General features: G+C 75.1%; 1 protein-coding gene. It reads left to right on the top strand.

All coding sequences use genetic code 11. The features are described 5' to 3' along the window. Positions 1 to 441, top strand: a 441-nt coding sequence (locus tag I6F37_RS40255) for a phosphate acyltransferase (RefSeq protein WP_249795459.1), incomplete at both ends; no start/stop codon positions are given.

The following is a 441-nucleotide window of genomic DNA, read 5'->3' as shown; positions in this document are numbered from 1 at the left end:
GGTCTGCCGCGCAGATCGGTGAGGTGGGGGAGGGCGTCGAAGTGATCGACGCGCCCGTCTCGATCGCGAAGGCCGAGGATCCGGCGCGCGCCGTGCGCGCCAATCCCGACGCGTCGATTGTCGCCGCCGTCGCCGCGGTGGCCGACGGCCGCGCCGACGCGCTCGTGTCGGGCGGCTCGACCGGCACCGCCCTCGCCGCCTCGCTGTTCCGTATCAAGCGCGGGCGCGGGATCCACCGGCCGGCGCTCGCCGTGCTCGTGCCCGTCCCGGGCTCGCCGTTCCTGCTGCTCGACGCGGGGGCCAACGTCGAGGTGCGGCCCGAGCACCTCGTCCAGTTCGCGCACATGGGCGCGGCCTTCATGGAGACGGCGATGGGTGTCTCGCGGCCGCGCGTCGCGCTGTTGTCGAACGGCGAGGAGCCCTCCAAGGGCCCGGAGGACC

Source organism: Bradyrhizobium sp. NBAIM08 (assembly GCF_020193935.1).
Taxonomy (GTDB): domain Bacteria; phylum Pseudomonadota; class Alphaproteobacteria; order Rhizobiales; family Xanthobacteraceae; genus Bradyrhizobium; species Bradyrhizobium yuanmingense.
This window is presented reverse-complemented; position numbering and strand designations above follow the sequence as displayed.